This is a genomic window from Achromobacter sp. 413638, from assembly GCF_043119405.1.
In the GTDB taxonomy this organism is placed as follows: domain Bacteria; phylum Pseudomonadota; class Gammaproteobacteria; order Burkholderiales; family Burkholderiaceae_B; genus Achromobacter.
The window spans coordinates 1-23,209 of the sequence record NZ_JBICCO010000071.1 but is presented as its reverse complement, the minus strand read 5'-3'; the positions used below and the strand labels follow the sequence as shown (position 1 = coordinate 23,209).

Annotated in this window: 17 protein-coding genes and 1 pseudogene; 9 read left to right on the top strand and 9 right to left on the bottom strand. The window is 70.3% G+C overall.

From position 1 onward, the window contains the following. Positions 1-10: 10 nt before the first annotated feature. Positions 11-664 carry a response regulator transcription factor gene (locus ACEU5R_RS23765; RefSeq protein WP_103276134.1) on the bottom strand — a complete coding sequence of 218 codons (654 nt, stop codon included), beginning with the start codon at positions 662-664 and terminating at the stop codon, positions 11-13. Further along, complete coding sequence (locus ACEU5R_RS23760) at positions 661-2,490, bottom strand: hybrid sensor histidine kinase/response regulator (RefSeq protein WP_392412077.1); 1,830 nt, start codon at positions 2,488-2,490, stop codon at positions 661-663. The genes ACEU5R_RS23765 and ACEU5R_RS23760 overlap by 4 nt, the downstream gene beginning before the upstream one ends. Before the next feature lie 392 nt (positions 2,491-2,882). Between ACEU5R_RS23760 and ACEU5R_RS23755 the strand changes: the two genes are divergently transcribed. Together ACEU5R_RS23755 and ACEU5R_RS23750 are read left to right on the top strand one after the other, a co-directional pair. After that, the gene (locus ACEU5R_RS23755; RefSeq protein ID WP_392412076.1) at positions 2,883-4,097 is read left to right on the top strand and encodes an MFS transporter; all 1,215 of its coding nucleotides are present in this window, start codon (positions 2,883-2,885) and stop codon (positions 4,095-4,097) included. 55 nt (positions 4,098-4,152) lie between these two features. Beyond that, positions 4,153-5,193, top strand: coding sequence for a hypothetical protein (locus ACEU5R_RS23750; RefSeq protein WP_392412074.1), 1,041 nt, complete (start codon positions 4,153-4,155; stop codon positions 5,191-5,193). A gap of 28 nt (positions 5,194-5,221) precedes the next feature. On the opposite strand, the gene ACEU5R_RS23745 is transcribed toward ACEU5R_RS23750, so the two are convergent. Then, positions 5,222-5,995, bottom strand: a complete 774-nt coding sequence (locus tag ACEU5R_RS23745; protein ID WP_233772563.1) for a Crp/Fnr family transcriptional regulator — start codon at positions 5,993-5,995, stop codon at positions 5,222-5,224. A 147-nt stretch (positions 5,996-6,142) separates the two neighbouring features. Here ACEU5R_RS23745 and ACEU5R_RS23740 point away from each other — a divergent pair, with 147 nt between their 5' ends. From ACEU5R_RS23740 to ACEU5R_RS23730, 3 genes are read left to right on the top strand one after another with little or no spacing between them, the layout of a single operon-like run. Beyond that, entirely contained in the window at positions 6,143-7,348 is a 1,206-nt protein-coding gene (locus ACEU5R_RS23740) for an ABC transporter substrate-binding protein (RefSeq protein WP_392412104.1), read from the top strand. Positions 7,349-7,376: 28 nt separating this feature from the next. After that, positions 7,377-8,291 carry a 3-keto-5-aminohexanoate cleavage protein gene (locus ACEU5R_RS23735; RefSeq protein ID WP_392412072.1) on the top strand — a complete coding sequence of 305 codons (915 nt, stop codon included), beginning with the start codon at positions 7,377-7,379 and terminating at the stop codon, positions 8,289-8,291. A gap of 32 nt (positions 8,292-8,323) precedes the next feature. Then, positions 8,324-9,100: an SDR family oxidoreductase gene (locus ACEU5R_RS23730; RefSeq protein WP_392412070.1), complete on the top strand. Its 777-nt coding sequence runs from the start codon at positions 8,324-8,326 to the stop codon at positions 9,098-9,100. A 29-nt stretch (positions 9,101-9,129) separates the two neighbouring features. On the opposite strand, the gene ACEU5R_RS23725 is transcribed toward ACEU5R_RS23730, so the two are convergent. From ACEU5R_RS23725 to ACEU5R_RS23710, 4 genes and pseudogenes are all read right to left on the bottom strand, one after another. Continuing rightward, positions 9,130-15,015 (bottom strand): autotransporter domain-containing protein, encoded by a 5,886-nt coding sequence (locus tag ACEU5R_RS23725; RefSeq protein WP_392412102.1) that lies wholly within the window; start codon positions 15,013-15,015, stop codon positions 9,130-9,132. A gap of 45 nt (positions 15,016-15,060) precedes the next feature. Beyond that, positions 15,061-15,189 (bottom strand): annotated as a pseudogene (locus ACEU5R_RS23720) (ESPR-type extended signal peptide-containing protein); the annotation flags it as partial. 196 nt (positions 15,190-15,385) lie between these two features. Beyond that, complete coding sequence (locus ACEU5R_RS23715; protein ID WP_392412069.1) at positions 15,386-16,537, bottom strand: AAA family ATPase; 1,152 nt, start codon at positions 16,535-16,537, stop codon at positions 15,386-15,388. A 41-nt stretch (positions 16,538-16,578) separates the two neighbouring features. Next, complete coding sequence (locus tag ACEU5R_RS23710; RefSeq protein ID WP_103276143.1) at positions 16,579-17,469, bottom strand: RNA ligase family protein; 891 nt, start codon at positions 17,467-17,469, stop codon at positions 16,579-16,581. 475 nt (positions 17,470-17,944) lie between these two features. Here ACEU5R_RS23710 and ACEU5R_RS23705 point away from each other — a divergent pair, with 475 nt between their 5' ends. Further along, positions 17,945-18,646 carry a hypothetical protein gene (locus ACEU5R_RS23705; protein WP_392412066.1) on the top strand — a complete coding sequence of 234 codons (702 nt, stop codon included), beginning with the start codon at positions 17,945-17,947 and terminating at the stop codon, positions 18,644-18,646. A gap of 27 nt (positions 18,647-18,673) precedes the next feature. Here ACEU5R_RS23705 and ACEU5R_RS23700 read toward each other — a convergent pair whose 3' ends face one another. After that, positions 18,674-19,375 carry a GntR family transcriptional regulator gene (locus tag ACEU5R_RS23700; protein WP_103276145.1) on the bottom strand — a complete coding sequence of 234 codons (702 nt, stop codon included), beginning with the start codon at positions 19,373-19,375 and terminating at the stop codon, positions 18,674-18,676. Between the two features lie 114 nt (positions 19,376-19,489). On the opposite strand from ACEU5R_RS23700, the gene ACEU5R_RS23695 reads away from it, so the two are divergent. The 3 genes from ACEU5R_RS23695 to ACEU5R_RS23685 all read left to right on the top strand — a co-directional run bounded on the left by ACEU5R_RS23695 (position 19,490) and on the right by ACEU5R_RS23685 (position 22,599). After that, on the top strand, positions 19,490-20,344 hold the full coding sequence (locus ACEU5R_RS23695; RefSeq protein WP_392412063.1) for a fumarylacetoacetate hydrolase family protein: 855 nt from the start codon (positions 19,490-19,492) through the stop codon (positions 20,342-20,344). A gap of 78 nt (positions 20,345-20,422) precedes the next feature. Further along, a complete protein-coding gene (locus ACEU5R_RS23690; protein WP_392412061.1) occupies positions 20,423-21,442 on the top strand; it encodes a Bug family tripartite tricarboxylate transporter substrate binding protein in 1,020 nt (339 codons plus the stop codon). Positions 21,443-21,648: 206 nt separating this feature from the next. Further along, entirely contained in the window at positions 21,649-22,599 is a 951-nt protein-coding gene (locus ACEU5R_RS23685) for a VOC family protein (RefSeq protein ID WP_392412059.1), read from the top strand. Positions 22,600-22,611: 12 nt separating this feature from the next. On the opposite strand, the gene ACEU5R_RS23680 is transcribed toward ACEU5R_RS23685, so the two are convergent. After that, a partial coding sequence (locus tag ACEU5R_RS23680) for an RNA polymerase sigma factor (protein WP_392412058.1) occupies positions 22,612-23,209 on the bottom strand: 598 nt, incomplete at its 5' end.

Sequence of the window (23,209 nt, the reverse complement as noted above, 5' to 3'; positions counted from 1 at the left end):
CCGCCGGCGCTCACCTGGGCTTGCCCAACAATCCGCCCCGCCGCGCGACCAGCGTGGCCTGGGTCCGGTTGACCACGCCCAGCGTCGCCAGGATGGCGGTGACGTGGGTCTTCACGGTCTTCTCGGTCATGCTGAGGCGTTCGGAGATCTCGCGGTTGCGCAGGCCGTCGCACATCAGCCGCAACACCTCGCCCTGGCGCGGCGTCAAGGCGCTGAGCAGGGCCATGTCGTCCACCGGCGCCGGCATCGGCGCGGGCGGCTTGCGCGGCGCCGCCGCCGGCGCCAGGTCGGCGCGTGGCGGCTGGCCGATCTGCTCCAGCGCGTCCAGCAGTGCGCGGCAGTCGGCCGATTTGTGCAGAAAGCCCTGCGCCCCCGCCGCCATGACCCGTTCGCGGTCGTCGGGATCCTCGGACGCGCTCAGCACCAGGACGCGGATGCCCGGGCGCAACTGCTTCAGGCGCTTGAGCAGCGCGCTGCCGCCCAGGTCGGGCAGGTAGTAGTCCATGATCACGCTGCCGATCTGCGGCTGCGCCTGCAGGACCGCGAGCGCCTCCGCGCCGTTGGACGCCGGATGGACCGTGACGCCGGGCAGCGCCTGCGAGAGGCTCAGCAGCAAGGCTTCGCGGAACATGGCGTGGTCGTCGATCAGGAGTACTGCGGTCATGGAAAGGAATCCTCGGAATCTGTCTGCCGTGGCCGATGCAGCAACGCGGTCACATGCGCGCGCAAGTCCTCGACCTCCACCGGCTTGTGCAGCAGGGGGATGTTTCTGTCGGCCGCCTCGATCAGGCGGCCCGGATCGGTGTCGCCGCTGACCAGCAGCGCGGGAATCGGCGGATCGCTGTATTCCTCGCGCAGCCGCTCGATCACATGTATGCCGGTTTCGTGTTCGCGCAGACGGTAGTCGCTGATGATCAGGGCGGGCCGCTCGGGCTCGTGCACCACCTTGGCAAACAAGGCGTCGCCGCTGGCGGCGCCCACGACGCGGTAGCCCCAGCTTTCCAGCAGCAAGGTCAGGCCGGCCAGGTTCTGCGCATCGTCGTCGACCACCAGCACCATCCGCCCGCGCCCGTGGTCCGGGATCGCGTCGCCGGCGGCGGGCGCTGGCGGCGCGGGCTCGGGCGCCGGCGGCGTCGCGGCCAGCGCCTCCTCGGCGGAGCGCGTCTCCAGACCCAGCGAGAACAGGGTGCCGCGCCCCTCCTGCGATGCCAGGACCAGCGGATGGTCCAGCAGCGCGGCGGTGCGCCGCACGATGGCCAGCCCCAGTCCCAGCCCCTTGCTGCGATCCCGCTCCGGGTTGTTCAGCTGGTGGAACTCCCAGAACACCCGCTCCTGTTCGGACGGCGGGATGCCCGGCCCGGTATCGCAGACCAGGATGCGCACGCCGCCGCGCCGATGCCGGCAGCCGACCAGCACGCCGCCGCGCCGGGTATGCGCGATGGCGTTGCTGATGAGATTGCGCAGGATGCGCTCCAGCAGCACCGGATCCGAATTCACCACCGCCTTGCTGGGCCTGACCCGCAGCGACAAGCCTTTCTGCACCGCCTGCGGCGCATACTCGGCCCGCAACTGCTCCAGCAGCGGATTGAGCGGGAACCACTTGCGCCGGGGCTCGATCACGCCAGCGTCCAGCCTGGAGATATTGAGCAAGGCATCGAACAGATGCCCCATCGCCGCCGTCGCGCTGGCGATGTTGTCCACCAGGTAGCGGCCATGCGCGGTGAGTTTCTCGTTGGTCAGCAGGCCCAGGAACAGGCTAACCGCGTGCACGGGCTGGCGCAGGTCATGGCTGGCGGCGGCCAGGAAGCGCGATTTTTCCAGGTTGCTGCGCTCGGCCGCCTCTTTCTCGCGCCGCACCTGCTCCAGCAGCGCCAGGTTCTCGTAGCCCAGCCGCAGGGCGTCCAGGTGCGTGCGATGCATGTGGTGCGTGAACGCCAGCGTGGAGGCCACATAGGCGACTCCGCTCGCCACCATGGCGATGTGCAGCGGCGAAGGCTGCGCCGCCAGCGCGATGAAGGGCGGCGCGAGCGCCGGGATCTCGAAGGCGTAGACGACCGGCAGGACGATGTAGTTGGAATAGATCGCCCCCGTGCCCAGCCCGATCAGGATCACGATGCAGAACAGCTGGTACTCGACGGGCAGGAAGAAACTCCAGTAGGCGATCGGTGGCCCCCACAGCATGCCCGAGGCGAGATTGCCCAGGAACATCCGGCGCAGCCAGCGTTCGGCCGCGTCCGGCCGCGCCTGATGGCGATCGTAGGCCAGCATGGCGGCGCAGCGCAGGGCGGCCACCAGCAGCATCACAGCGATCCATGGCGCCAACTCGCGGTCCGGCACGATGCCATACAGGGCATAGGCGCTGAAACAGGCGACGATGACCGAGCCCGACAGGGCAAAGGGGAAGCTGCGGCGCAGCACGGCCACCTGCACCGCCCGGACGCGCGAGCCGTCGGGGAATGCCGCGGCCAGGGTTTCGGAAGTCGGATCCATGAGCGAGGGCGGCGTGAGCCTGTGAGGATCCCGGACGCGACCCCGTTCGGGAAAATAGGGGAAAGGCAACGGCGATGGCCACGGCGGCTGCCGGGCTGGGGATGCGCGGAAAAATTTAGCAATTGCCAACCAGCGGGTCAATAATCCGGACACGGCGCCAGCCTCCCGTCGTACATGCGTGCAACCCCTCCGCGCCCGCGACGGGAGGACAAATCCGCATGCCATACAGGTAACAGGCGGCGGCGGGCCGCGCATCGGACTTTGGTCTTAGGCCGCCACGGGCGGCCGGGCGCAAACAGGCTACATTCCCAGGACAAGCGCGGCGCCCGAGGGCAGCCCGCGATCCTCCGACGCGCCGCCCGGCGCGCCGGACCGACTCAACGAGGGGCATCTTGTCTATCAGTGCAACCACGGCGCCCGCCGCCGAGCTTTCCCCGCGCGAGCAGCGCGGCAATATCGCCCGCCTGACCATCGCCCAGGCGCTGGCCGGCGCCAATGCCGTCGTGGTCTACGCCACCGGCTCCATCGTGGGCAACATGCTGGCGCCGGACAAGGCCCTGGCCACCCTGCCCCTGTCCATCTTCGTGGTCGGCATGGCCGCCTGCATCCTGCCGGCGGGCGCCATCGCCCGGCGCCACGGCCGCCGCGCCGCCTTCCTGGCCGGCACTGGCTGCGGCGTGCTGGTCGGCCTATTGGCCGCCCTCGCCGTGGTCCTGGGATCGTTCTGGCTGTTCTGCCTGGGAACCTTCTTCGGCGGCGCCTACGCGGCCGTGGTGCTGTCGTTCCGCTTCGCCGCCGCCGACGGCGTGTCGCCCGAGCGGCGCGCCCGCGCCCTGTCCTTCGTCATGGGCGGCGGCGTGCTGGCCGGCGTGGTCGGGCCGCAACTGGTCACGCACACCATGTACCTGTGGCCCGCCCATATGTTCGCCGCCACCTTCATCGTGCAGGCGGCCGTCGCGGCGGCGTCGGCGCTCGTGCTGCTGGGCGTGCGGCTGCCCATGCCCGGCCCGGCCGAGGCGGCCGGCGGCCGGCCGCTGGCGTTCATCGCGCGCCAGCCTCGCTTCGTCACCGCGGTGGTCTGCGGGGCGGTCTCCTACCTGCTGATGAACTTCCTGATGACGGCCGCCCCGCTGGCGATGCATCTTTGCGGCCACTCCCAGGAAGACGCGAACCTGGGCCTGCAATGGCACGTGATCGCCATGTACGCCCCGAGCTTTTTCACCGGCCGGCTGATCATGCGCTTTGGCGCCGGCCGCATGGTCAGCGCCGGCCTGGCGCTGACCGGCATCTCGGCGGCGATCGGCCTGATGGGCCTGGACGTGGCGCATTTCTGGGTCACCCTGGTGCTGCTGGGCCTGGGCTGGAACTTCGGCTTCGTGGGCGCCTCGGCCCTGGTGCTGGAATGCCATCGCCCCGAGGAAAGGACCAAGGTGCAATCGCTGAACGACTTCATCATTTTCGGCATCATGGCGGTCGGCTCGTTCGCGTCGGGCGGCCTGCTGGCCGCCTACGACTGGCGCACGGTGCTGTGGGTCTCGTTCATTCCGCTGGCGCTGGCGGTCATCGCGCTGGCCAGGAGCGCCGCGTACACGCGGCGTGCGGCGTGACGCCATGCTGCGCCTGTCACCCCAAAAGATCCCGCCAGGCCGGCTGACATGCCTGATGGCGGCCGCGCTCTGCGCCGTCCCGGTCCTGGCGGCCGAACGCGTCGACATTCCCGGCTATGAAGCCCGGGCCGGCGCGCAATACCGCTACCGCGTCCAGAAGACGACCGAGACGGACATGTCATCCTGGCCGGGCGCGCCGGTCGCCGCGCCGGTGGTCATGCGCGGGGATTTCCTGCTGTCGGCGACCGTGCTGACACGGGATGAGGCCGGGCTGCGGATGCGCTGGGACCTGTCCGCCGACCTGCCCGCCGATGCCACGGGCGGCGCCGGCGCCTATCCGCTCAATGCCCTGTACGGCGGCACCTTGGCCGCCTATGGCCTGCGCCAGCTGGAGATCGACACCGATCCGACCGGCACGCCCACGGCCGTGCCCGGCGCCGACGCGATCATCGCCACGCTGGAACGGACCCTGGCCGCGACCGGACCGGGCGGAGCCGTCGCGCCGCCGGACAGCGCCGCCCGGCGCGCGCTGGCAACGATCAAGGCCAACCCGCTGGCCATCGTCGGCGTGCTGGCGCCCGAAAGCGCGACGCTCGCGCTGGCGCAATCCTCGCAGGCCTCGGCCTTCGCCATCGGCCAGGAGTGGACCGTGCCGGGCAGCGAAGACATCCGGGGCGTTCGCATCGCCACCGCCACGACATGGCGGCTGGACGCCTACGACCCGGCCAGCCGGCGCGCCACCTTCAGCGCGCGCCTGGCCTATGACCAGGACGCCTTCCGCCAATCGCAGCGCGCCACGATCGACGCCATGGTCGCTACCCTGGGCGAACGGGCGAAATCGCTGACGGACGCGCAATGGGCCCGCATCCGCGACGCAGAAAAGCAGCGCGCCATGCGCTTCGTGATCTCGACCCGAGATGGCGCGACCGTCGAGGCCCTGGAAAACATGACGATCAGCGTGGGCGGCATGACGATGACGTCGGCCTGGCACGTCTGGCGCGATGACCAGCCGCCGCTACTGCCCGCGCCGCCCGCCTGGAGCGCCGCCGCGCCGGACGGCCAGGGGCCCGACGCGCAACCGGCGACAGGCCGATAAGCTCGCCGCGAACGCCGGAGGCGACCGCTCAGGCGTCCGGCTCGCGCTCGGGCGCGGCGTCGCCCTTGAGCTTGGCGTGCTCATGCAGGGCCTCGCTGTCCAGAATGGTCAGCCCGCCATAGCGCGTCTGCAGCACGCCGTCGCGCGCCAGCCGCGTGAGCGCGGCGTTGCAGCGCTGGCGCGAGACGCCGCACAGGCTGGCGATTTCCTCCTGCGATATCTTCAACCGCCCATTGGTGCCCGAATGCGACTCCGCCGCCAGCTGCGCGGCGACCGCCCGCGCCACCATGGTGTCCACGTCCAGCAGCACGTTGCCGCTGTAGCTGGCCATCAGCCAGTCCACCCGCTGCGCCAGGTGCATCATGAGCGCCTGGGTGAACGCGATATTGTGGTTCCACAGCCGTTCGCAGATATCGCGCGGCAGGATCACCACGCGGCTCGGCCGCAGGGCGACCACTTCGTAATCGAAAGGCGCGGCGCGCAGCATGGTGGCCTCGCCGAACCAGCTGCCGGTGCTGAAACCCGCCAGCGACAGGGTCTTGCCGTCGATGCCGGGCGAGGACCATTTCACCAGCCCGTCGACCACGCCGTACCAGCCGGGCGAGCGCGCGCCCATGCGGAACAGGTACTCGCCCTTGCGCAGCGACACCAGCCGCAGGCCGGCGCGAATCTCGGCGCGCTCCGGCGCCGGCAGGCCGTTGTACCAGGGCACCACGTCCAGCATCCGGTCCACCGCGCCCTGCGCCTGCCGCCCGCGCGCGCTCGACGGTCCTTCCCCTGTACTCGCAGGCGCTGTGCGCATGGTGTCCTCATTGCCGGCTGCGTGGCCGCGTCCAGGTAAACCCTAGGATTCATTGTCACCATGGTGACTGTCCGCGCGACAGGCCCGGCCACAGAATAAGAGAGCCCATCGGGTCAAAAAACATAAGAGGAGACTGGAATGTTGTCAATGTCGCGCGCCTTGTCCGCCGCCCTGTGCGGCGCCGCCTTGTCCGTCGGTTCCGGCGCCGCACAGGCGCAGTTCTCGGACGATGTCATCCGGATCGGTTTCATCACCGACCTGTCGGGGGTGTACTCGGGCCCCGACGGCCCCGGCGGCGTCGAGGCCATCCGCATGGCCATCGAGGAAATGGGCGGCGCGATCGATGGCCGGAAGATCGAGCTGATCACCGCCGACCACCAGAACAAGGCCGACATCGCCTCGGCCAAGGCGCGCGAGTGGTTCGACCAGAAGGGCCTGGACATGCTGATCGGCGGCACCAACTCCAGCGCCGCGCTGGCCATGTCGCGCGTGGCCGCCGACAAGAAAAAGCCCATCATCGTGGTCGGCGCCGGCGCGCCGGCGCTGACCAACGAGCAGTGCACGCCCTATACGCTGAACTACGCCTACGACACCGTGGCGCTGGCGCGCGGCACCGGCGACGCGGTGGTCAAGGCCGGCGGCAAGAGCTGGTACTTCCTGACGGCCGACTACGCCTTCGGCGCGGCGCTGCAGGCCGACACCACCAGCGTGGTGCAGGCCGGCGGCGGCAAGGTGCTGGGCTCGGTCAAGCATCCGCTGTCGTCCAGCGACTTCTCCTCTTTCCTGCTGCAGGCGCAAAGCAGCAAGGCCGAGATCCTGGCCCTGGCCAACGCCGGCGCCGACGCCACCAACGCGATCAAGGCGGCCAATGAATTCGGCCTGACCAAGACCATGAAGCTGGCCGGCCTGATCATGTTCATCAACGACATCCACGCCATGGGCCTGCCGGCCACGCAGGGCATGTACCTGACCGACAGCTGGTACTGGAACAGCTCGGACGCCGCCCGCGCCTGGAGCCGCGAATTCTTCAAGCGGCACAAGAGCATGCCCTCGTCGCTGCAGGCCGCCGACTATTCCGCCGCGCTGCAATACCTGCGCGCCGTCAAGGCCACCGGCACCGACGACGCCGACAAGGTGCTGGCCTATCTGCGCGCCAACAAGCTCAACGACCTGTACCTGAAGGACGGCGTGGTGCGCCCGGACGGCCGCGTGGTGCACGACATGTACCTGCTGCAGGTCAAGACGCCGGAACAGTCCAAGGAACCCTGGGACTACTTCAACGTGGTGCAGACCATCGACGGCAACGAAGCCTTCACCAAGCAATCGGAAAGTCGCTGCGCGCTGTGGAAATAAGCCGCGCCCGACACTCAAGAGACCCGCCATGGCAAAACGCAAAGTGATCGTGACCATCGCCCCCACCGGGGGCATGGCCTTCAAGAGCCAGAACCCCCACCTGCCCACCCAGCCGGCCGAAATCGCCGAAGACGTCTACCGCTGCTACAACGCCGGCGCCAGCGTGGTCGCGCTGCATGCGCGCCGGCCCGACGACCAGGCCACCTGCGACGCGGCCATCTACCGCGACATGAACCAGCGCATCCGCGAGCGCTGCGACATCGTGCTGAACAATTCCACCGGCGGCGGCGTGCATGGCGACATGATCCGCGAGACCTCGCCCGGCAACTGGGAGATCGCCTGGGAGGAACGGCTCAAGGGCATGGACGCCGGCGCCGAGATGTGCACGCTGGACGCCACCACGCTGAACCTGGCCTTCGGCGACCGCGAATACCTGATGAACACGCCGCTGAGCAAGGCGCGCGAGCTGGCCGCCGGCATGAAGGCGCGTGGCATCAAGCCCGAGTGGGAGGTGTTCAGCCCCACGCACATCATCCAGGACGCCACCACGCTGATCGAAGAAGGGCTGGACGACGGCCCGCCCTTCATCAACCTGGTCATGAACGTGCACCGCAACTTCCAGAACGCCATGCCCTTCTCGCCGCGCCACCTGCAGATGATGGTGGACCTGCTGCCCAAGAACAGCGTGTTCTGCGTCAGCGGCATCGGCCCGTCGCAGCTGGAGGCCAATATCAGCGCGCTGCTGCTGGGCGGCCACGCCCGCGTCGGCCTGGAAGACAACCTGTACTACCGCCACGGCGAACTGGCCACCAATGTGCAGCTGACCGAGCGCATCGTGCGCATCATCCGCGAGCTGGACATGGAGCCGGCCACGCCGGCGGAAGCGCGCCAGATCATGGGCCTGCCGCGCACGGACGGCCCCCGGCCCGAGTTCGCCGCTTGAGCGCGCCCCGCCACACGCAACCTGAGATGCCCATGAGCCTATCCCTGCAAGACAAGCACATCCTCGTCACCGCCGGCGCCAACGGCATCGGCCTGGCGATCGTGCGCAAGTTCCTGGCGTCCGGCGCCCGCGTGCATGCCTGCGACGTGGACGCCGACGCCTGCCGCGCCCTGGCCGGCAGCCATCCGAACCTGAGCGTGAGCGTGGCCGACGTGTCGTCCGAAGCGCAGGTGCTGGACCTGTACCGCGACCTGGCCGAAAGATGGGGCAGGCTCGACGCGCTGGTCAACAACGCCGGCGTGGCCGGCCCCACCAGCCGGCTGGAGGACACCACGCTGGACGCCTGGCGCCAGACGCTGGACGTCAACCTGACCGGCGCCTTCCTGTGCGCGCGCGGCGCGGTGCCGCTGCTGCGCGCGGCCGGCGGCGGCGCCATCATCAATATCTCGTCGGTGGCGGGCCGGCTCGGCTTCTCGCTGCGCACGCCGTACAGCGCCAGCAAGTTCGGGCTGGCCGGCCTGACGCAGACCTGGGCCATGGAGCTGGGCCCGTCCAACATCCGCGTCAATTCCGTGCTGCCCGGCGTGGTGGCCGGCGAACGGGTCGAGCGCGTCATCGCCGCGCGCGCCGCCGCCGGCGGCGTCAGCAACGACGCGATGCGGGCGCAGCTGGTGTCCAGCGTGTCGCTGCGCCGCATGACGCAGCCCGAGGACGTGGCCAACCAGGTCGCCTTCCTGTGCTCGGACGAAGGCGCGATGATCAGCGGCCAGAGCATCTCGGTCTGCGGCAACGTGGAGCACCTGGGCTGAAGCTGGAACTGTAGAGAGCCTGCGCCCCGTCAGAACCGCCAGCGCAGGTCCAGCGAGCCCGTGTGCTGGCGGCTGCCGCCGCCGAACTCGCCGGCGTAGCTCAAGCCCGCCGTCAGGTTGCGGACCACCACCAGGTCCGCCCCCAGCTCCACCCGCGCCGCGTCGCGCGCGATCGGCGCGCCCGCCACGCTGAATGCCGGCCCCTGGTCGAAGGCCAGCGTGGCCGAGGGCCACAGGCCGCCAAACGCATGACGCCAGCCCAGCATGCCGCGCAATGCGATGGCCGTGCCCTCGGGCTGCCACTGGCCGCGCACGCCCGCCAGGCTGGTGGTCAGGCGCTGCTTCTGCGCCTGGCCCGACAGCGCCGCCGAGCCGCCCGATTCATTGAAACCCCGCACACGCAGATCGCTCCAGGCCAGGCCCGCGAACGGCTCGACCGCCACCGCATCGCCCAGCTTCATCGCATAACCCGTCTCGGCGAAGAGCTGCGTGGTGCTGGCGTGGTAGCCGGCGGTCAGCTTCTGGTCCAGGCTGCCGTAGCGCACCTGCCGGCGCGAATCGATGTCGTGCCAGCTGTAGGCGCCGCCGAACGTGAGGTTCAGCGTGCCCGCGCCCAGCGCATAGCCCTTGCCGCCGTACAGCGTGGCCGTGTAGCTGCCGATCTTGGCGCTGGCGGCGCGGTCCCGCGCGCTCAGGCGGGCATCGGTATAGCCGAACGCGCCGCCCAGGCGCCAGCCGCCGCCCACGGCGGCGTCGCCGCCGATCGTCAGGCTGGTGCTGCTCTGGTTCAGCCGGGGCGCGTTGCCGTCGCTGGCCAGCCGCCGCCAGTCGCCGCTCAGTTGCGCCCACATGGGCGAAGTCGCGGCGCGCGGCAGCGCCGCCGAGGAGGCTGGCGCATCGCTCAGACCGGCCGCCGCCGTGGGCGCACCCGCGGCCAGCGGCGCGGACAGATTGCCGCGCAGCGCGGCCAGCCCGTTCTGCGACGCCGGCGCCAGGCTGGGCGCGGCAAGAGCCGACGCCACGCCCGCGTGCATGTCACCGGACAGCTGGCTCAGCGCCTGGCGGGCGCTGTCGGCGCCGGTGCTCAGCATGAAGGCGCGCCAAATCTCATGGGTTTGCGGCAAGGCGTCGATGCCCATCGCCACGGCCCGCTGATTGTCGGTGCTGGCGGGACTGCCCGCCTGCCTGCTGTTGCGCGTCAGGTTGAGCGTGACGTCGTTGCCGTCGCCGCCCGCGCTGTTGACGCTGGCGTCCATGAACAACAGCGGATTGCGCACGCTGGCGAAACTGCCCTCGACCGCGCCGGCGCCCTGCTTGGAGATCAGCACAAAGGGGCCGGCCTGCGGCTGCCAGGCCGCCGCGTCGTCGGGCGACAGGCGCAGGTCCAGCGTCGCGCCGCCGATATCGACCCGGCCCGCCACGTCCAGGCGGCTCTGCGCCGCCGGCGTGGCGGTGATCAGCAGGGTGCCGCGATTCACGTAGTCGCCCGCGATCGCCTGCGCGCCGGCCGGATTGCCGGGCGCGTGCGTGGCGCCGGCGTCGATGGTGGTCGCGCCCAGCTGGCCCGTGCCGCTCAGGGTCGTGCCGGCCCGCGCGCGCAGGCTGCCGCCCAGCTTCGCGCCGTCGGCCAGCCGCAGCCCGCCGTCGCCGATAACGGTGCTGCCAGTGAAAGCGCTGCTGTCGGCATTCAACGTGAGCATGCCGCCGCCGGTCTTGATCATCGCGCCCGCGCCCGAATAGCGGCTGGCGTTGGCGGCGTCGCCGGCCTGGTCCAGGGTCAGCGAGGCGCCGCTCGCGATGGCCGCGTCGCCCGCCAGCCGCTCGGCCGACGTGACCAGGCCGCCGGCCTCGACGGACCAGTCCAGCGCGGACATGCCGCCCAGCGTGAGCGTGCCCGCGCCGCGCTTGACCATTAGGCCGCGCGCGCCGTCCAGCGCGCCGATGTCGCCGCCGTAACGCGCATCGGCGGCCTGTTCGAATACCACCGTGGCCGCATTGCCGATGCCGCCCGAGATCGAAGCGGCATCGCCGATCAGCGTGCCGGCGCGCACCAGGGTGCCGCCGTAGGCGTTGCCCGCGCCGGTCAGCCGCAGCGTGCCGTCGCCGGTCTTGAGCAGGCTGCCCGGCCCGGACAGCTGGCCGCTCATCGCCAGCGTCGTGCCGGCCGCGACGTCGATTCCGGCGGTCTGCGACAGCGTCGCCGACCGGCTGGTGGCGAAGTCCGCCGTCGTCGCCAGCGAGCCGCCGGTGAAGACCAATGCGCTTGATGCCGCGCCCAGATTGGCATCGCGCGACACCTGCAAGGCGCCGGCGCGCAGCTCGGTGCCGCCGCCATAGCTGTTGTCGCCCGCCAGCGTCACGGCGCCCGCGCCGATCTGCCGCAAGCCGCCGGCGCCGGAGATATTGCCCGCGAGCGTGAGCGCGCCGGCGCGGTTCAGGACCAGCGTGCCGTCGTTGACCACGTCGCCCAGGATCGAACCGGTCAGGCCGCCGTCGCCGATCTGCAAGACGCCGGCCGTGTTGCGGGTGCCGCCGGTGTAGCGGTTGTCGCCGGTCAGCACCAGCGTGCCGGCGCCCGCCTTGGTCAGCGTCTTGCCGTTCCAGGCGCTGCCCGCCGTGACGCTCTGGTCGGTCAGCCCGACGCCGACGGTGAACAGGCCGTCCACGGTGAAGCTGCCATGCGCCAGGTTGTTGGCCGCCGTCCAGCTCAGGTCGTAGGCGACCCGGTACGCCTTGCCGTCCGGTGATTTGCTGGTGTTGACCGTCAGATAGTCCGCGGGACCGGCGACGCCGCCCACCGAAATGACGCCGAAGTCGCCGTCTATCCGGTCGCCCGAGGCGATCAGCGTCCGGGGCGTGCCATCCAGGCTGGCGATGCCGGAGAGGTTGAGCGCGACGTTGTTGCCGATCTTCACCTCGCCGGCCCGCAAGGCCGGATCCTGCGCCTGGGCCGCGAGCGAGAGCCTGGCGCCGTCGGCCAGCGTCAGGCGCCCGTCTATCTTGAGTCGCGTGCCGTCGTCCACCGCCAGTTCGCCCGCGTGGACCGTGGCGCTGCCCGGCAGCGAGGCGGAGCCGCCATTGCCGCCCTTGCCAAAGCGCAGGCTGCCGCCGTACACCTCGGTGTCGCCGAAATAGGAGGTCGTACCCGTCAGCGTCAGCGTCCCTGCGCCGCGCTTGATCAGGCCGCCTGAGTCGACAAGCAAGCCGTTGAACGTCGTGGTCGCCGCCTGGTCGACGGTGAGGGTGGCGCCGGTCAGCAAAACGGTGCCCGTGCTCCCGCCGAACTGGCCCATCGTCAGCGCCTTGCCGTTCAGGTCCAGCGCGCCGGCACTATTGATGAGATAGCTGCCGTTGGCGACGAAACTGCCGTTGGCGCCCGCCCGCAGCACGCCTTCGTCGACGATGGTCGGTCCTTGATAGCTGCTTGGCGCGTCCAGTATCAACGTGCCCATGCCTGTTTTGGTAAGCCCCCCCGCACCCGACAGGCCGGCAACGGCGGTGGCGCTATAAGGCCGGTTGATGTCGATGGTCAGGCCGTTCGCCTCCAGTTTGATGTCGCCGGCCTTGAAACCGGCGAACAGGCCGGGCTGGTCGCCGGTCAGGCGCAGCAGGCCGCCATCGGCGATGACGGAGCCGGTGCCGGCGGCGAGTGTGGCGACCTGTCCCGTCTCGATCACGGCGCCGGCGCCGATGCGCAACACGCCCGTGCCATCCGATCCCGGGTTGGCGGAATCACCGCCGACCATGATCGCGCCAGCCTTGACCCGGCTCTGGTTCAGGACCGCCAGTTCGCCGTTGCCGCCATAGCTGCCCAACACGATGGCGTTCGCGCCCGCGTCCCACTCCGAATCCGCCCCGCTTATGGTCACGCGGCCGGACTCGCCCGGCGTGCTGACGGCGTACCCGACATTCGCCTCCCTGGTCAGCAGCCGCGCGCCTTGCTCGACACGCAGCTCGCCGCCCTGGTACAGGCCCACCTCAAAGCGATTGCCGCCGACCTGCGCGTCCCAGACAGTCCGGCGGCCGCGCATGATGACCGTGGCGCTTCCCGCCGGGTGGTTCCCTTTGCCGATGATGCTGCCGTTGCTGGTCAGCCGCCCGCCGTCATCGATGCTCAGCGAGGCGCCGGAGCCGCCCATGCCCAAGAGCAGCTGCCCCGTTCCCGTATTCCATTCGGCATCCTGCCCGCTGATCGTCACCGCGCCGGATGCGCCCGACGAGGCTTGCCCGACCGTCCCGCCGTTGCTCTTCACCTTGCCGCCATTCAGGACGCTCAGCGTCCCGCTGCCCGTGACGCCCACGACTACCGAGGCCGATCCCGCATCCCATTCGGCATCTTTCCCGCTGACCGTTACCGAACCCGTTGCGCCGGTCGGGCCGCCTCCGATTGCCCCCAGATCGCTCATCACCTTGCCGCCGTCCTTGATGATCAGCGTGCCTGGCCCTCCGTAGCCCACCATCAGGCTGCCGCTGCCCAGGCTCCATCTGGCGTTGCCTCCCGCCACGGTCACCGAGCCCGACGAACCGGCTATGGCGCCGAGCAAGGCCGTGCCGCTGGTCACGACGCCGCCCTGCTCGATGTTGAGCGCGCCAGCGCCAGATCTGCCCACGATCAACGTACCGCTCCCCATATCCCACGCCGCGTCCTGCACCGTCACCGTGCCGGACGAGGACGGGTCATGGCCGATCACCGAGGCAGTGCCGCGCACCTTGCCCCCCGCCTTGATGGTCAAGATCCCCGCCCCGTTTTGGCCTACCACCAGCATGCCGCTGTCCAGATCCCATTCGGACCTCTGGTCCGCCACGGTCGCCGTGCTGGGCATGCTCCCTTTCACCCCGATGTTGCCGCCCACGCTCTTGACGCTGCCGCCCTGCGTGATCGTCAACTCGCCCTTGCCGGCAAGGCCCACGTTGATGGGTTTGGCGCCCGTGTCCCACTTCGCGTCCGCCCCGGTGACTGTTACCGATGCCTGCGTGCCCGCGTCCCGCGCCAGATTGCCCTCGCCGCCCGCCAGCGTGACACCTGGCCCGATGGCCAGAGTGCCCTCCAATACATCGGTGCTGCCGGCATAGCTGTTCACGCCGCCAAGCGTCAGCTTGCCCGAACCGGCCTTGGTCAGTCCGCCTACTCCCTGCAAGCCGATGGCAAGGCCGACATCATGCGTCTGCGTGTCGATGGTCAAGCCGCCGGTATCGATCGAAACCGATCCTTGCTTGAACCCCATGAACAGGTTCGACTGATCGCCCGTCAAGCGCAAGATCGCATCATTGAAGGTGGCCGATGCGCGCGCTCCATCGCCGGCCTCGATCTGCCCCGTCTCGACGATGCTCCCGCCCGACGCCATCAGTCCCGCGGAGGGATTGGTCTCGTTGGGCAATGGCGGTGCGAGCAGCTGGTCGGCCAGACGGATCGAACCCGCCGCCACCTTGCCCTTGCTGTCCATCAACAGATAAGCGCTGCCATATTCGCCCAGCAGGATCCGGCCGGCGCCCACGTTCCACTCCGACGCCTGACCCACCACCACCGTGCCCGATGCCTTCGCCTGACGCCCCAGGTAGGCGGCTCCGCTCGTCAGTTTGGAGCCGTTGAGGAGTACCACCATGCCACTCCAGGCCTCTCCCACCACCAGGGGGCCATTGCCCGCGCGCCACTCCGCCTTGTCGAGGTCCACCCTGCCCGAGGAGTCCTCCACCGTTCCAAGCCGCCCGCCATTGCTCTTGACCAGCGCGCCGTTCTTGATGTCCAGCGAGCCGTAGTCCCCCGCGACGCGGCCCACCTCCAACGCCGCGGATCCATAGTCCCAGGTCGCCACGTCCTGGAATGCCGGCACGCTGACCTGGCCGACGCCCCCTCCCGGCGTGATCGACGGCGCCTGGGCCCGGCTCACGTTCAACAAGGCGGAAACGGCCAGCAACGCAACTAGCGCCGCCGGCCGCAAGCAGCCTTGGCCCGACAACGCGCCCCGCCGCACAGCGGCCGCACGGGCGCGCCGGACGCCGCCCCCCGGACCGCGCCCGCGCGCGATTTCGGATACGACGATCCACGCCCCCGTGACACGGTGGCGGACGAGCTTGTAGATGCGGTTCATGTCTGGGCTTCCTGGAAGCGTGCCCACAACGCGATGACGCACGCCAGTGGCCGGAAGGCGAGACGTGGCGGGCCGCGAGCCGGGTTGCGCGGCGGACACTAGAAGGGATTTTTTCCAGAGCTTAGCGATGCGCCCGGACGGGCGCATCGGACTTTAGTCGTAGGGCCGCGCGGCCAGGCCGGCGGCCCGCGAGACGCTACGCGGCCGCGCCCTCGACCTCGTAACGGACCTCATGCGCCTCGCTCGGAACCGGCAGTTCCCAGCGGTGCAGCATGCCCAGCAGCGCCTTGTTGCTCAGCGTGGTGTCGCGCTTGCCATTGCGCCGCAACAGCTCGTCGCGCGGCTGTTCCAGGTACACGATCCGGACCTCGGCGCCGTAGGCGTAGCACAGGTCCAGCGCCTTGGAGCGCATCTGCCGGCTCAGGTGCGTGGCGTTCCACACGAAGGGCCGGGCCTCGCGCAGCAGCGCCTTCGCCATGTCCGTCGCGTGATGCGCCGCCTTGCCGTCGTTCTCGCCATGCTTCAGGCCCAGCGCCTCGCGCGCGTCGTCATAGGACACCACGGGCAGGCCCTGGCGATGCTCGCGCACCCAGGAGTCCTTGCCCGATGCCGGCAGGCCGCACATCAGCGTCACCTTCGAGCCGGGCGTCTGGAACAGCGGATAGTCCGGATGCACGTCGGCGCCACGGAAATAGCTCAGCCGCGTGTGCGCGTCGACGAAGGCCTTGGGCGCGCCGTAGCAGCCCTCGTCCCGCGCCAGCTCGCGGAACAGCTCGATGCTGTCCAGCACGCGCGCCTGGTCGGCGCAGATGCGGCCGCGCATGTCGGCCTCGGCCAGCGCCGCCAGCAGGCGGATGTCCAACTGCCAGGACAGCTCGTGCACCGTCCAGGCCGGCGACACCGAACGGCGCGCGTCCTCCAGGCAGTAGAACGGCACCTGATGCACCGCGATCAGCCGGCACACGGCCTCGCGCAAGGCGAAGGGCGCGCCGGCCTCCCACAACAGGATGCGCGCGTCGACCGCGCCCTTGCGCGAATGGCCGGGCTGGCCGATGCGGCCCGTCACCGGATCCACCACGGTGGTGCGATGCTTGGCCACGTCGTGCAGCAGCGCGGCGAAGAACAGCACGCCGCGCTCGTTCGGCGTGGCGGCCAGATAGTCGGCCGATTGCAGCAAGGCGTCGACCACCATGCAGGTATGCGTCCACACATCGCCCTCGCCGTGATAGCGCGGCTCCTGAGGCGTGGCCTTGGCCTGCTCCAGCACGGGGAAGGCTTCCAGGCAGCGCGCGTAGTCCGGCGCCTGTCCGGGGGCAGGCACGAGCGCCTGCATCTGATTCCAATTCATGTCGGTTCTCCCGATTTGTTTATTTTGCCCGCCCGCCGCGCTCACTTGCGCGGCCTGGCGGCGGCTTCCAGCGCGTCCAGCCCGAACATCGTGCGCAGCCCCAGCGATTCCCAGGTCACGCAGGGACGCTCGGCATAGAGATCCACGCCCGGCGCCAGCCCGTTCGGCACGATGGGGCGGCTCGCATGATGCGAGCCGCTGTCCAGAATGGTCTGCACGAAGTCGCGGCGCACGAACTTGTAGCGGGCCAGCACCTGGCGATCGTCCTCGATCTTGAGGTACAGCCCCTCCGACAGGTCCGCGCCGTCGGTCTGGCGCCAGCACAGGTCCCAGTCCAGCCCCTCGCGCGCCACGGCCTGCCGAAGGCTGTCCTTCCAGGCCGCGCTCTTGCCCAGCGACCACCGCAGCAGGGCGCGCAGCTGCGCGGGCCGCGCCGGCATCGGGCCGGCGTACAACACCGGCACCGACAGCACGGGCGAACCGCCCAGCAGCGCGTGGCGACGCGGCGTCGACAGGAACACGCCCTCGCGCCGGTCATAGACGTCGAACTCATGGAAATGGTGCGGCAGGCAGTCGTAGAACACCGAATGCTTGCTGTACGTCCACTCGCCATACATGACGTAGCGGTCTTCGAGCGCGTGCAGCAGCCGCGCCTCGTGCGCGGCCGCCCATTGCTTGAACAGGTTGAACTGCCGTTCGCGGCCGCCACCCGTCAGGTAGTGGCCGCGCGATTGCAGCAGCAGGTCGGCCGCGCCGCTGAACGACAGGCCGGCGTTGGCGCCGTCGAGCTTTTCCTCGATGACGACGTGGCGGCCGGCCAGCGAGGCCAGCGGCGCCTGGTCGGCGGCGCTGTCGCCGGGCTGCAGCCGCGAGCCTTCGAGATGCGGCGTGCGCGGGTACTTCAGGATGGGATGGATATCGTCGTGATGCATGATTCGTCGCCCGCCGCGTTATTGGCGCGCACGGGCCTGGGACCAGGAAAGGGCCGACGAACGATGCGGGCGCGTGTCAGGTCGCTGTCCCGCCTGGAACCAGGAGGGAGCAGAGTCGCGGGAAAAAGGAAGCGGGTGTCGGGTTCCGCGCGCAGCCTCATGGCAGGCTGGGGGAACGCAGGCAGTGCCGCAGCCCATGCAGGCGCAGACCGCGCCGGATCGAGCTGCTTGCGGCAGTCGTCGGCGATTAGCGAGTGACGAAAGTGCGGGACACGTGTGGCTCCAGGGAAAACACGCTTGATGGAGAGAGCGCGAATTCTAGCGCGCGCTCATGAACGCGGGCAACACGTCGGGCGCGAAACGTCGCGCATTGCCAACGCATGCGCGTCATGGCGCGTCTGGAATAATGATGGCCGGCCGGCGGCCCGTTCGCGCCGCGCGCCCTTTTTCTCGCGTTGTTTTCCCAGGAGTTCCCATGCTCAGTCACTACCCCCGGTATCGCGCCGTTGCCGCGCAAGGTCTCGCGCACAAGCTGGGCGGCCTGCCCTGGGGCCTGCCCGTCGCGCGCTGGCCGCTGTGCGCGGAATGCGGCCGGCCCATGAGCCATCTGCTGCAGGCGCCCGGGCCGGCGGCGGACGAGGCCTCGCCCGCGCTGCCCTTGCGGGCCGACGAGGTGCTGTACGCATTCAAGTGCGAGTGGGACAGCATCTGCAGCTTCTGGGAAGAGGACGGCGGCGCCAACGCGGTCTTCACCGTGCCGCGCGCGGAACTGGCGGACGGTCCGACCGCGCCGCCCGCGCATGCCGAGGATGGCGCGCCCGAAATCCTGCCGGAACTCGTCGTGGCCGACTGGCGCATCGCGGACGATGGCGCGCCCGCCGAGCTGGAGTCCGCGTTCTACGACTACGGCTTGCACGACGGCCTGCCGGACGAGATCGCGCATCCGCATGACTGGGCCTCGGAATGGCGCACGAAGTTCGGCGGCGTGCCGTACTGGACCGCCAACGGCGCGCAGGGCGTGCCCGCCGGAAGGCTGCTGCTGCAGATCGACAACCGGGTGCAACTGGAAGACGGCGGCGGCGCGGAAGTGGCGAACTTCTGCTCGGACGGCACGGCGTACATCTTCGTCGACCGCTCGCGGGAAGCGCCGGTCTACACGATGATCATCAATCGCTGACCGGCAGGCGACGGCGCGCCTGAAACCCTAGCGCGCGCCCCATTGCCGAGACGCGTGCGCCAGCACCAGCTCGGTGGTGCGGCGCAGATGCTCGGCCAGCAGGTCCGAGGCGCGGACCGCGTCGCGCGCCAGCGTGGCCTCCAGCAGCTCGCGGTGCTCCCGCGCCACGTCGCGTCCGGGCGCCGGCGCGGACCCGGACGCGCCCGCCACCGACAGATGCCGGTAGCGCGCCGTCTGGTCGCGCAGCAGCTCGGCGATGGCGATCAGTGAATTCGAGCCGCTGCCGCTGATCAGCGCGGAATGAAAGGCCGCATGCGCCTGTTCCCATTCCGGGTTCAGGCCGCTGTCGTCCGGCAGCCGCAGCGCCACCCGGCCCAGCCGGTAATGCGCGCCGGCCAGGCGCTCTTCCCAGTCCAACCCGCCCTGCGCGATGGCGCGGCGCAGCGCCTCGCACTCCACGTGGATACGCGTGTCGGTGATGTCGGTGAGTTCGGCCGCCGATACGTCGGCCACGCGAAAGCCGCGCTGGTCCTCGGCGACGACGAAACCGCTGGTGGCCAGCCGCGACAGGGCTTCGCGCAAGGGGATCGCCCCGCTGCCGTAGCGCTCGCACAATTCCTTGATGCGCAGCCGCCCGCCCGGCGGCAGATGCCCCGAGATGATGTCGGCGCGGATGTCGTTCGCCAGCGCGGACGCGGCGGTGCGAAAGGAAGGCGGGGCGGAAAGCATGCGTGACGATAGCCGTGCCAGCTATGAAATTCAATCTGTGCAGGGAAAACCAGAATATATATATTTTTACCTAATACATATTATTTTGGCTACCACGCAGACCCTGGAGATCCCGTGAAACTGGCCACCGTCCAAATCGATGGCGCGCCCTGCGCCGCCGCCCTGCAACAAGACCGCCTGACCCTGCTGGCCGCCCCCGGGACCGACCTGGGCGTGCTGCTGCGCCAGGGTCTCGGGCTGGCCGATTTCCAGCGCCTGGCCGCCGCCGCCACGATCCACGTCGATCCGAACCAGGCCGTCTTCCTGTCGCCGTCGATCGAGCCGCCCAAGATCCTGTGCGTGGGCCTGAACTACGCCGACCACACCAAGGAAAGCCCCTACGAACAGCCCGACTACCCGACGCTGTTCCTGCGCGTGGCGACCAGCCTGGGCGCCCACAACGCCATCGTCCACCGCCCCGCCCTCAGCGACTCGCTGGACTTCGAGGGCGAGATGGTCGTGGTGCTGGGCAAGGGCGGCCGCGACATTCCCAAGGACCGCGCGCTGGAACACGTGTTCGGCTACGCGGCCGGCAACGAGATCTCGGTACGCGAGTACCAGTTCAAGTCGCCGCAATGGACGGTCGGCAAGAACTTCGACGGCACCGGCGCCTGGGGCCCTTACGTGGTCACGGCCGACGAGCTGCCGCCGGGCGGGCGCGGGCTGCGCCTGGAGACCCGGCTGAACGGCGCCACCGTGCAGTCAGCCAGCACCACGGACATGCTGTTCGACGTGGCCACGGTGATCTCCACCGTCAGCCAGGCCATCACGCTGCAGGCCGGCGACATCATCTTCTCCGGCACGCCGGCCGGCGTGGGCTTCGGCCGCACGCCCAAGCTCTACATGAAGGCCGGCGACACGGTCGAAGTCGAGATCGAGCGCATCGGTCTGCTGCGCAATCACATCCTGGACCAGCCGAAAGCCGGCTGAACGTCCCGCGCGCATGACGGTCCGGCGGCGCCGGACCGCGTAGTTCCGATCTCCCTCTGGAATCCTGGAATGTCCGCCATGCAAACTCCCGCTACCCATCCCGCCGCCGCTGCGCGCAACGCCGTCCGACGCCGCTGGACCCAACTGCTGCTGGCCGCCGGCCTGGCCTCGTGCCTGGGCCTGGCCCAGGCCGCCGACTGGCCGGCCCGGCCCGTGAAGATCGTGGTGCCCTTCGCCGCCGGCGGCACCACCGACCTGATCGCGCGGCTGATCGCCGCGCCCATGTCGCAACAGCTCGGCCAGTCCGTCGTGATCGAGAACCGCCCCGGCGCGGGCGGCCTGCTGGGCGCGGACGCGGTCGCAAAATCCGCGCCGGACGGCTACACCGTGCTGATGGCGAATATCTCCTACCCGCTGGCCGCGCTGGTGGCGCAACGCGCCAAGCGGCTGAACTTCGATCCCTCGGCCGACCTGCGCAGCGTCAGCGTGGTGGCCAACGTGCCGCTGGTGATCACGTCCACGCCGTCGGTGCCGGCGCGCGACCTGCGCGAGTTCGCCGCCCTGCTCAAGCAGCAGCCGTCCGCGCACTACGCCTATGGATCGACCGGCCCCGGCTCCTATATCCACGTGTTCGGCGAGTGGTTCCAGCAGCAGGCCCAGGCCACCATGATCCATGTGCCCTTCAAGGGCGCGGCGCCGCTCAAGAGCGAAATGCTGGCGGGCCGGATTCAGATGGGCGGGGACCAGCTGTCCTCGTCCTTGAGCGACATCCGCGCCGGCTCGCTGACCGCGCTGGCCGTCACCTCGCCGCAGCGCTCGCCCGCCCTGCCCGACACGCCCACGGCCCGCGAGCTGGGCTATGCCGGCATCGAGACGGAAGGCTGGAACGGCCTGCTCGCACCCTCCCGCACGACGGACGAGGTGGTCGCGCGCATCAACGCCGCCGTCGCGCATGCGCTGCGCCAGCCCGACGTGCGCCAGCGCCTGGCGGACCTGGGCGCAGAGCCCGGCGGGTCCAGTCCCGGCGCGATGGGTGAGTTGCTGGACCGGCAATTCGCGCAGTTCGGCCCCATGGTCGCGCGCCTGCAGCTCGACTGAGGCCCCGTTCCCATTGCCGCCCCCTCCCGGCCAGGAAGACCCGCCATGAAGAATCGCCGCCTCCGCATCGCCGCCCGCCTGTCGCTGTCCGCCGGCGCCCGCGCCGACGCGCCGCCCTTGTACCAGGACCAGGCGAAGCAGATCGTCGTCGAGCAGTGACAACCGCGAGCGCCGGCCCATGATGCCGGCCCGCAATGGAGACAGCCATGACCCCAGACGCATCGACCGCGGCCACGGCGCTGCTTGCCGTGCATTCGGTGGACGAGTTCGTGTTCAGCGTTCCCGACCTGGAAGCCGCGCGGCAGTTCTATGCGAGCTTCGGCCTGGACGTGCGCGACGAGGACGGCGGCCTGGCGCTGTACGCCTTCGGCCATCCGCAGCGCTGGGGCCGCATCCGGCAGGCGGCGGGACGCAAGCGGCTGTTGTGGCTCAGCCTGGGCATCCACGCGGGGGACGCGCCGCGCTTCGCCGAACGCCTGGATCAGCAGGGCATCGCGCGCATCACCGCGCCCGCCGGCGCGGACGATGGCGGCATCTGGATCGCCGGTCCCGACGGCCTGCCGCTACAGCTGCGCGCCGCGCCCAAGTCCTCGCCGTCGGCGCCGGCGCCGCAGACCCCGCCACAGCCCTGCGCCAATGCCGGCCGCGCCCCCGCCCGCAGCCGCGCGCCGCGCGTTCAGCCGCTGTACCTGTCGCACATCCTGCTGTTCAGCGCCGATGTGGCGCGGGCCACGCGCTTCTATGTGGACATGCTCGGCCTGCGCGTGTCGGACACGTCCGGCGACGTGATCGCCTTTCTGCACAGCCCGCATGGCAGCGACCATCACCTGATCGCGCTGGCCAAGTCCGGCGGCCTGGGCCTGCACCACACCAGCTGGTGCGTGGCCTCGCTGGATGACGTGGGCCTGGGCATGGAACAGATGAGCGCGGCGGGCCATGGCGAAGGCTGGGGCGTCGGCCGCCACGTGCTGGGCTCCAACTACTTCCGCTACGTGCGCGACCCCTGGGGCAGCTACGCCGAGTATTCCTACGACATCGATTTCGTCGCGCCCGGCGCGCCATGGCCCGCGACCGACCATCCGCCCGAGGACGCGCTGTACGTCTGGGGGCCGGCCCTGCCCCCGGACTTCATCACGAACCACGAACAGGACGGCTGAGCGGCGGATGTCCTACGCCGACAGGCAACGAGGCTGGCGTGACCCCGCGCCCGCCCGCAGCGCCTGCGGCGCCCCCAGCGTCTGGCGCGCGCGCCGCACCTCGCCCATGACGCTGTCCACGGTGATGCCGTAGCGCAGCGCCACTTCGCGCGGCGACAGGTCTTCCACGCTGCGGGCCAGCAGGATGGCCTGGCGGCGGCTGGGCAAGGCCTGCAGGGCGCGCATGCAGGACAGCAGCTCCGAGCGCGCCTCGGCCACCTGCGCCGGACCCGGCGCGTCGTCGGCCAGCAGGCCGGCGTCATCGCCGTCCTGGCCGACTTCGCGCCAGCCCTGGCGCAGGCCGTCCACGGCCAGGTTGCAGGCCATGCGGAACACGTAGGCGCCCGGATTGCGCACCTCGGCCGCCTGGCTGGTGGCCAGGCGCAGCCAGACATCGTGCAGGCTGTCGCCGGCCAGGTCCTCGCTGCCCAGGTAGGCCACCAGCCGGCAACGCAGGTCGTCATAGTGGCTGGCGATGAAACGCTGCAGCGCCGTCGGCTCGCCCGCGCCGGCGGCGGGGGGGGGGGGGGGGGGGGGGGGGGGGGGGGGGGGGGGGGGGGGGGGGGGGGGG